6 protein-coding genes and 1 pseudogene are annotated in these 8,006 nt (G+C 70.1%); 5 read left to right on the top strand and 2 right to left on the bottom strand.

The genetic code is table 11. The features are described 5' to 3' along the window. The 5 genes from AOZ49_RS03165 to AOZ49_RS03145 all read left to right on the top strand — a co-directional run. Positions 1-831: ABC transporter ATP-binding protein (locus AOZ49_RS03165; protein WP_054474300.1), on the top strand; the 831-nt coding region annotated here is incomplete at its 5' end. Between the two features lie 27 nt (positions 832-858). Continuing rightward, positions 859-2,313, top strand: a complete 1,455-nt coding sequence (locus tag AOZ49_RS03160) for an N-acyl-D-amino-acid deacylase family protein (protein WP_054474299.1) — start codon at positions 859-861, stop codon at positions 2,311-2,313. Between the two features lie 94 nt (positions 2,314-2,407). After that, positions 2,408-3,052, top strand: coding sequence for a helix-turn-helix domain-containing protein (locus AOZ49_RS03155; protein WP_054430376.1), 645 nt, complete (start codon positions 2,408-2,410; stop codon positions 3,050-3,052). Positions 3,053-3,336: 284 nt separating this feature from the next. Further along, positions 3,337-4,644 carry an APC family permease gene (locus tag AOZ49_RS03150; protein ID WP_054474298.1) on the top strand — a complete coding sequence of 436 codons (1,308 nt, stop codon included), beginning with the start codon at positions 3,337-3,339 and terminating at the stop codon, positions 4,642-4,644. A gap of 40 nt (positions 4,645-4,684) precedes the next feature. Beyond that, positions 4,685-5,548, top strand: coding sequence for an SAM-dependent methyltransferase (locus tag AOZ49_RS03145; RefSeq protein ID WP_082380290.1), 864 nt, complete (start codon positions 4,685-4,687; stop codon positions 5,546-5,548). A gap of 30 nt (positions 5,549-5,578) precedes the next feature. On the opposite strand, the gene AOZ49_RS03140 is transcribed toward AOZ49_RS03145, so the two are convergent. Then, positions 5,579-6,727: a zinc-binding metallopeptidase family protein gene (locus tag AOZ49_RS03140; RefSeq protein WP_054474297.1), complete on the bottom strand. Its 1,149-nt coding sequence runs from the start codon at positions 6,725-6,727 to the stop codon at positions 5,579-5,581. Between the two features lie 16 nt (positions 6,728-6,743). After that, positions 6,744-7,699: pseudogene (locus AOZ49_RS03135) on the bottom strand (LD-carboxypeptidase). Between the last annotated feature and the right edge of the window lie 307 nt (positions 7,700-8,006).

Genomic DNA, 8,006 nt, shown 5'->3' with positions numbered 1-8,006 from the left:
CTGAGCCTGGTGGGCAAGTCTGGCTGCGGCAAGTCGACCACCGGCAAATGCCTGATCCGGCTGACCGACCCCACCGAGGGCCGCATCCTGCTCGAAGGCGCCGACCTGGCGGGCATGAACAGCAGCCAGCTGCGCGCCATGCGGCGCCGGATGCAGTTCATCTTCCAGGACCCGTTTTCGTCGATGAACCCGCGCATGCGGGTGCGCGACATCATCGGCGAACCGCTGCGCAATTTCGGCTATGGCCGCGAGGCCATCCGCGAGCGCGTGGCGCAACTGCTGGCGCGGGTCAGCCTGCGGCCGGACGCGGCCGACCGCTATCCGCACGAATTCTCCGGCGGCCAGCGCCAGCGCATCGTCATCGCGCGCGCCCTGGCGCCGGAGCCGGGCCTGATCGTCTGCGACGAACCGGTCTCGGCGCTGGACGTGTCGGTGCAGGCACAGGTCATCAATCTACTGATGGACCTGCAGCGCGACCTGGGCCTGACCTATGTGTTCATCTCGCACGACCTGAGCGTGGTGCGCCACATCAGCCACCACGTGGCGGTGATGTACCTGGGCAGGATCGTCGAGACCGGCACCCGCGACGCGGTCTTCAACCACCCGGCCCACCCCTACACCCGCGCCCTGCTGGCCGCGGTGCCCTCGGCCCGCCGCGGCGAACGCGCCCCGGTGGCGGTGCTCAAGGGCGAGATTCCCAGCCCGCTGGCGCCGCCGTCCGGCTGCGCCTTCCGCACCCGCTGTCCGCAGGCCCAGGCGCGTTGCGCCCAGGAAACGCCCGTGGCGCGCCCGGTCGGCGCCGGCCAGCTGGTCGCCTGCCATTTCGCCTGAGCCGCCTCGACATTCACCGGAGATCCCATGACTTCATCCGAATCGCAGCCCTTTGACTACCTGTTCGTCGGCGGCACCGTCATCGACGGCGCCAACACCCCCGGACAGCGCGCCGACGTCGGCGTGCGCGGCGACCGCATCGCCGCCATCGGCGACCTGTCGGACGCCCCCGCGCGCCACCGGATCGACGTCGCCGGCCAGGTGCTGGCGCCGGGCTTCATCGACTCGCACACCCACGACGACAACTACCTGCTCAAGCGCCGCGACATGACGCCCAAGATCTCGCAGGGCGTCACCACGGTGGTCACGGGCAACTGCGGCATCAGCCTGGCGCCGCTGGCGCACGCCAACCCGCCGGCGCCGCTGGACCTGCTGGACGAAGGCGGCTCCTATCAATTCGCCCGCTTCGCCGACTACCTGGACGCCCTGCGCGCCACGCCCGCGGCGGTCAATGCCGCCTGCATGGTGGGCCACTCGACGCTGCGCGCCGCCGTCATGCCCGACCTGCAACGCGAAGCCACCGACGCCGAGATCGACGCCATGCGCGCGCTGGCCGAGGAAGCCATGGCCAGCGGCGCCATCGGCATTTCGACCGGCGCCTTCTACCCGCCCGCGGCGCGCGCCACCACCGAGGAGATCATCGAGGTCTGCCGCCCCCTGAGCACGCATGGCGGCATCTATGCCACCCACATGCGCGACGAGGGCGAGCACATCGTGGCGGCGCTGGAGGAAACCTTCCGCATCGGCCGCGAGCTGGACGTGCCGGTGGTGATCTCGCACCACAAGGTCATGGGCCAGCCCAACTTCGGCCGTTCGCGCGAAACCCTGCCGCTGATCGAAGCGGCCATGGCGCGCCAGGACGTGTCGCTGGACGCCTATCCCTACGTGGCCGGCTCCACCATGCTCAAGCAGGACCGCGTGCTGCTGGCCGGCCGCACCATCATCACCTGGTGCAAGCCCTTCCCCGAACTGAGCGGGCGCGACCTGGACGAGGTCGCGGCCGAGCGCGTCAAGTCCAAGTACGACGTGGTGCCCGAGCTGCAGCCGGCCGGCGCGATCTATTTCATGATGGACGAGCCCGACGTGCAGCGCATCCTGGCGTTCGGCCCCACCATGATCGGCTCGGACGGCTTGCCGCACGACGAACGCCCCCATCCGCGGCTGTGGGGCACCTTCCCGCGGGTGCTGGGCCACTACGCGCGCGACCTGGGCCTGTTCCCGCTGGAAACGGCGGTCTGGAAAATGACCGGCCTGACCGCCCAGCGCTTCGGCCTGGCCGAACGCGGGCAGCTGCGGCCGGGCTACTTCGCCGACCTGGTGGTGTTCGATCCGGCCACCGTGGCCGACACCGCCACCTTCGAGCGGCCGACCGAACGCGCCGCCGGCATCCATTCGGTCTATGTCAACGGCGTGCCCGTCTGGCGCGAGCAGGCCTTCACCGGCGAGCATGCCGGCCGGGTGCTGGCGCGCACGCCCGCCTGACCGGCGCCGCCTTATACAATCCGGCGTATGCGCGGCGGGGCTTGCGGGCCCCGTCCGCTTTCCCTCCCAAACCCCTAGACGCCCAGACCGCTACATGGCCCCTACCCGCAAGACGGCCCCACCCGACATCGTGGGCAAGGAAGTAATGGGCGCCCGCCTGCGCGCCGAGCGCAAGGCCCGGAAAATGACGCTGCAGGCACTGTCGCAGGCCAGCGGCATCGCGGTATCGACGCTGTCCAAGGCCGAACTGGGCCAGATCGCCCTGAGCTACGAGAAGTTCGCCGCGCTGGCCCGGGCGCTGGACATCGACATGACGCGCATGTTCATGCTGGGCGACGCGCCCCAGGCCGAGGTCGCGCCCACCTACGTCAAGAACAAGCTCAGCGACGCCCGCGACTACGCCACCGACAACTACCACTACCGGCTGTTGATGGGCGAATACCCGGGCAAGAAGATGATGCCCATGCTGGCGCTGATCGATTCGCGCAAGGTGGTCGAGTTCGAGGACTACATCCGCCACCCCGGCCAGGAGTTCGCGCTGGTGCTGTCGGGCAAGGTGCGCATCCAGTTCGAGAACGGCGACAGCGTGGTGCTCAACCGGCTGGAGTCCGCCTATTTCGACAGCGGCATCGGCCACGTCTACCTGTCGCTGAGCAAGAAGCCGGCCGAAGTGCTGGCCGTCTGCAGCGATCTGGACGAAGTGCCGTCGCGCCTGAAGCCGGTTTCGCCCAAGCAGTAAGCCCTTTCGCGGGCCCGCCTCCCGGCGAGGGCTCGTCCCGCGCCTGACCGCGGCCCGCATCGGCTACGGGAAATCCCGTAGAAACTTTCCTTCCCCGCCCGGGGTCACTCTTTATTCAGCCTATTGTCAGGATGAACGCCTGGCACGCCGCACGCCCGTGCGCTGGCGATCCCCGGGAGACTTCGATGCCGCCTTTGCCCCGTTCCTTGCGCCCCAGCCCCAGTGCAGCCGGCGCGGGGAGCGGCGCGGGCGCGCACGCGCTCGGCCCGCCCGGTCTGTCGGTGATGGATGCGACCGTGGTGCTGGTGGGCGTGGTGATCGGCATCGGCATCTTCGGCTTCCCACCGCTGGTGGCGCAGCACGCCACGTCCGAGGCGATGTACCTGGCCTACTGGGCCGCGGGCGGGCTGGTGATGCTGGTGGGCGCGCTCTGCTATGCCGAACTGGGCGCGGCCTATCCCGGCGCCGGCGGCGAATACCTGTATCTGTCGCGCGCCTGGGGGCCGCGGGTCGGCCTGCTGTTCGCCTGGGCGCGCTGCACCGTGATCCAGACCGGCGCGATCGCCGTGGTGGCCTTCATCTATGGCGACTACGCGCAGCAGCTGCTGCCGCTTGGCACGCATGGGGCCACCGTGCACGCGGCGCTGTCGGTGATCGGCCTGACCGCGCTGAACGTGGCCGGCACCCGCCACTCCAAGCGCCTGCAATGGCTGTTCACGATCCTGACGCTGGTGGCGCTGACGGCGGTGCTGGGCGCCGCCCTGTTCACCGCCTCGCCCGCCGCGCCCGCGCCGGCGCCGCTGGGCGGCAACCCGGCCGGACTGATGGGCATGGGCATGGTGTTCGTGCTGCTGACCTACGGCGGCTGGAACGAGGCCGCCTATCTCAGCGGCGAGCTGCGCAATCCCGGCCGCAACATGGCGCGGATGCTGCTGATCGGCACCGTGGTGGTGACCGGCGCCTATCTCCTGACCAATCTCGCCCTGCTGGAACTGTTCGGCCTGCAGGGCCTGCGCGACACGCCGGCGCTGGGCGCGGCGGTGATGCAGCTGGCCGCCGGCCCCTATGCCGCCGCCCTGCTGAGCCTGGTGATCTGCGCCACCGCGCTCAGCACCATCAACGGCACCATCATCACCGGCGCCCGCGTCTATTACGCGCTGGGCCGCGACGTGCCGCGGCTGCGTGCGCTGGCCGGCTGGAACGAACGCAAGGAGACTCCGGTCAGCGCCTTGCTGGCGCAGGGCGTCATCACCCTGGCCCTGCTGGCGGTGGGCGCCTTCAGCCACAACGCGGTGCAGACCATGGTGGCCTACACCGCGCCGGTGTTCTGGCTGTTCATGCTGCTGGTGGCCGCGTCGGTATGGCGCCTGCGCCAGCGTGACCCGGCGCGCCCGCGGCCGTTCCGCGTGCCCCTGTATCCGCTGACCCCGGCCCTGCTGGCGCTGACCTGCGCCGGCCTGGTCTATTCCAGCGCCGCCTACGCAGGCGCCGGGGCCCTGATCGGCCTGGGCGTGCTGGTGCTGGGGGTGCCGATGCTGCGGCTGCTGCGCCCCGCCGAGACGCGCGCCCCGGACAGGCGCGACCCGCAATGAGCCGCCCCTCCCGCTTTTCTTCGCCCTAGGAGTCTTCATCATGCAACGTGCCCATTCGTCCCTCTCGCCCGCCCGCCGCTGGACCATCATGGCATCGGCGCTGGCGCTGGCCTTGTCCCTGTCGGTCCTGGCCGAGGCCCGCGCCGCCGGCGCAGGCACTCCCGCCGCGCCCCAGGCCGCCGCGGCCGAAGGCTACGTGCCCGACGTCGGCCAGGACGGCAAGGACGTCATCTGGGTGCCGACCCCGCAGACGCTGGTGGACAAGATGCTCGACATGGCCCAGGTCACGCCGCAGGACCGGCTGATGGACCTGGGCTCGGGCGACGGCCGCACCGTCATCACCGCCGCCCAGCGCGGCCTGACCGCCAAGGGCATCGAGTACAACCCCGACCTGGTGGCGCTGTCGCGCAGCAACGCGGCCAAGGCCGGCATGTCCCGCCGCGCCACGTTCGAGGTCGCGGACCTGTTCGAGACCGACCTGTCGCAGGCCGATGTGATCACCATGTTCCTGCTGTCGACCATCAACGAGAAGCTGCGGCCCAAGCTGCTGGAATTGCCGCCGGGCACCCGCATCGTGTCCAACACCTTCCGCATGGGCGACTGGGAGCCGGATGCCTCCGAGACCGTGACCGAGGCCTGCCAGACCTACTGCAACGCGCTGTTGTGGGTGGTGCCGGCCAAGGTCGACGGCCGCTGGCAGGTGGGCGGCCGCACGCTGCAACTGGAACAGCAGTACCAGATGCTGTCGGGCAAGCTCGGCTCCAGCGAGATCTCGGACGCGCGCATGGACGGCCGCACCATCTCGTTCACCGCCGACGGCGTGCGCTACACCGGGGAAGTCAACGGCGCCACCATCCAGGGCAGCGCCGCCGGCAAGGGCGAATGGTCGGCGCGGCGCATCTGAGCGCGCACCGCGCCGCAACCGGCCGCGGCGTCAGCGCGCCGCGGCCCGGATCACCCGATGCACGAACTGCAGCTTGCCCACCACCGCGGCGGGCAGCACGAAGGGATAGAAGTCGCGCTGACCCATGCTACGCGAGAGCTCGTTGAGCACGCCGGTCAGCGCCACCCAGCCATTGACCAGGTCGAGAAAGCCCTGGCCCTCGGGATCGTCCGGGTCGTACAGCGACGCCCGGGTGAAGGGATCGCTGGCCTGCTCCAGCGGCACCCGCGCCACGCCAAAGCTGAAAGCGGTGTCCAGCGCGTCCATCATGTGCAGGTAATGGGCCCAGGTCTCGGCCCAGTCTTCCCAGGGATGCGACGAGGCGTAGGCGCTGATGAAGCGTTGCGCCCAGTCGGCCGGCGCGCCCTGCTCGTAATGGCGTCGCAACGCCTGCGCGTAGTCTTCGCGCTCATCGCCGAACACCTGACAGAATGGCGCCAGCCAGGAGCTGCCGGCCACCAGCCGGTCCCAATAGAAATGGCCGATCTCGTGGCGGAAATGGCCCACCAGGGTGCGGTACGGTTCGTGCATCGCCTCGCGCACCTGGACCCGGTAGGCGTCGTCGGCCTCGTGGATATTGAGCGTGATCAGCCCATGGCCATGGCCGGTCAGGAGCGGCGCGCCGTCGTCGGACGGCGCCAGCAGGTCGAACGCCAGCCCGCCGTCGCCCGGCGTGCGCGCCCGCGGAATCGGCAGCCCCAGCGTCAGCAACTGGGCGATCAACTGGCGCTTGGCGCTCTCGACCTTGCGCCACAGCGCGCCATTGCCCGGCACCGACAGGTCGGGGATGGTGCGATTGAGGCTGCAGGCGATGCAGAGATGATCCGCGCGCGCGGCCGGCAGCAGCCAATTGCAGGCGGCCGGCAACGAGAAATTGGCGCAGCGCTTGAAGGTCCTGCCGCGCACCCGCCCGGCCTCGATCCAGGAACCATCTGTCTTGCCCGGGTCCAGCGCCACGATGTGGCCGTGGCGCGGATCGAAGCCCAGTTGCCGATGGCAGTTCAGGCATTCGGTGTTGTTGAAGAACACCCGCTGGCCGCAAACGCAATGGAACGCCTTGGCGCGGGCATGCCGCTGCCGCGGGCGCTGGCGTTCGGGCGCGTTCAACCGGCGGCTCAGGGTATCGAAGAAAGGATTCATGCGGCGGGTCTCCGGGCTACAGCGGCGCGGCCTGGACCGCCACGGCCTGTTCCAGCCGCAGGCCGCGTCGCTGGGTGTCCAGCGTCACCAGGGCGCCGAGCGGCAGCGTCAGGTTGGGGTCGCCATGGCCGCTGGGCCAGGCCGCCAGCACCGGGATGCCGCGCGCCTGGAATTGCTCCAGCAGCAGCGGGAACAACAGGCTCTGGCCGACCGCGTCGCCCCCCCCGGCAGCCCCAGGCGGGTGAAATTGCCGGCCAGCACGCCCTTGATGCGATCGAACTTGCCGGCCGCGCGCAATTGCGACAGCAAGCGGTCGATGCGCGGCAGCGCCTCGTTGACGCCCTCGATGAACAGGATGGCGTCGCGCGTGGCGATCTCGTGGCGCGAGCCGATCATGGCGGCGATCAGCGCCAGGTTGCCGCCCACCAGCCGGCCGCTGGCCACGCCGGGCGCCAGCACCACCGGGTTGGATTCCGGCGGGGCGTCGATCCAGGCGCCCTGCCCGAACTGGCCGCCGACCATCGCCAGCACGTGGCTGGCGGTGGGCTCCTGCTTGCCCGCCACCAGGTCCTGCGCCAGCATCGGCCCGTGGAACGTCACGAAGCCGGCATGGCGCTGGATCGCCAGGTGCAGCGCGGTGATGTCGCTGTAGCCGATGAAGGGCTTGGGGTGCTGGCGCAGCAGGCCGATGTCGAGCCGGTCCGCCAGCCGCCACGAGCCGAAACCGCCTTGCAGGCACCAGATGGCGTCGATGGCCGGGTCGGCAAAGGCCGCGTGCAGGTCGTTCAGCCGGGCGTCGTCGTCACCGGCCAGGTAGTCATAGGGCGGATCGCTGCGCGTCAGCGCGGCCGGCATGATGCGCGGGTCGTAACCGCGCGCCTGCAGCCATTCCGCCGCCTCGAAGGCCGCGCCATCGGCCGCCGAGGCCGGCGCCACGATGGCGACACGGCCGCCCGGACGCAAGGCCGGCACGGGCGCATCGCGCCGCGGCGCCGCCGAAGACGGCCCGGAAGATGGCGCCGCCTCGCCACGGTCCGCCGGCGCGGCCACGCGGCTCGCGCAACCGGCCAGCGCCAGGCTGGACAGGCCCAGCGCGCCGGCGGCCTTGAGCAGGCCGCGCCGTGCCGGATCCTGCGGAGCGTGTCGCTCGTGCTGCCTTGCCGGCATATGCCATCCTTTTCAGATCATTTTTATTATTCTTATTTATCAATAAATTAAATAACAAACGGAGAATCAGGATGAAGTCTGGAATCGCATGATTCCAGAATCCACTTCAACT

Source organism: Achromobacter sp. 2789STDY5608615 (assembly GCF_001298995.1).
Lineage (GTDB): Bacteria > Pseudomonadota > Gammaproteobacteria > Burkholderiales > Burkholderiaceae_B > Achromobacter > Achromobacter insuavis.
Note: the sequence above shows the minus strand (reverse complement) of the source record. Positions and strands in the feature narration are given on the sequence as shown.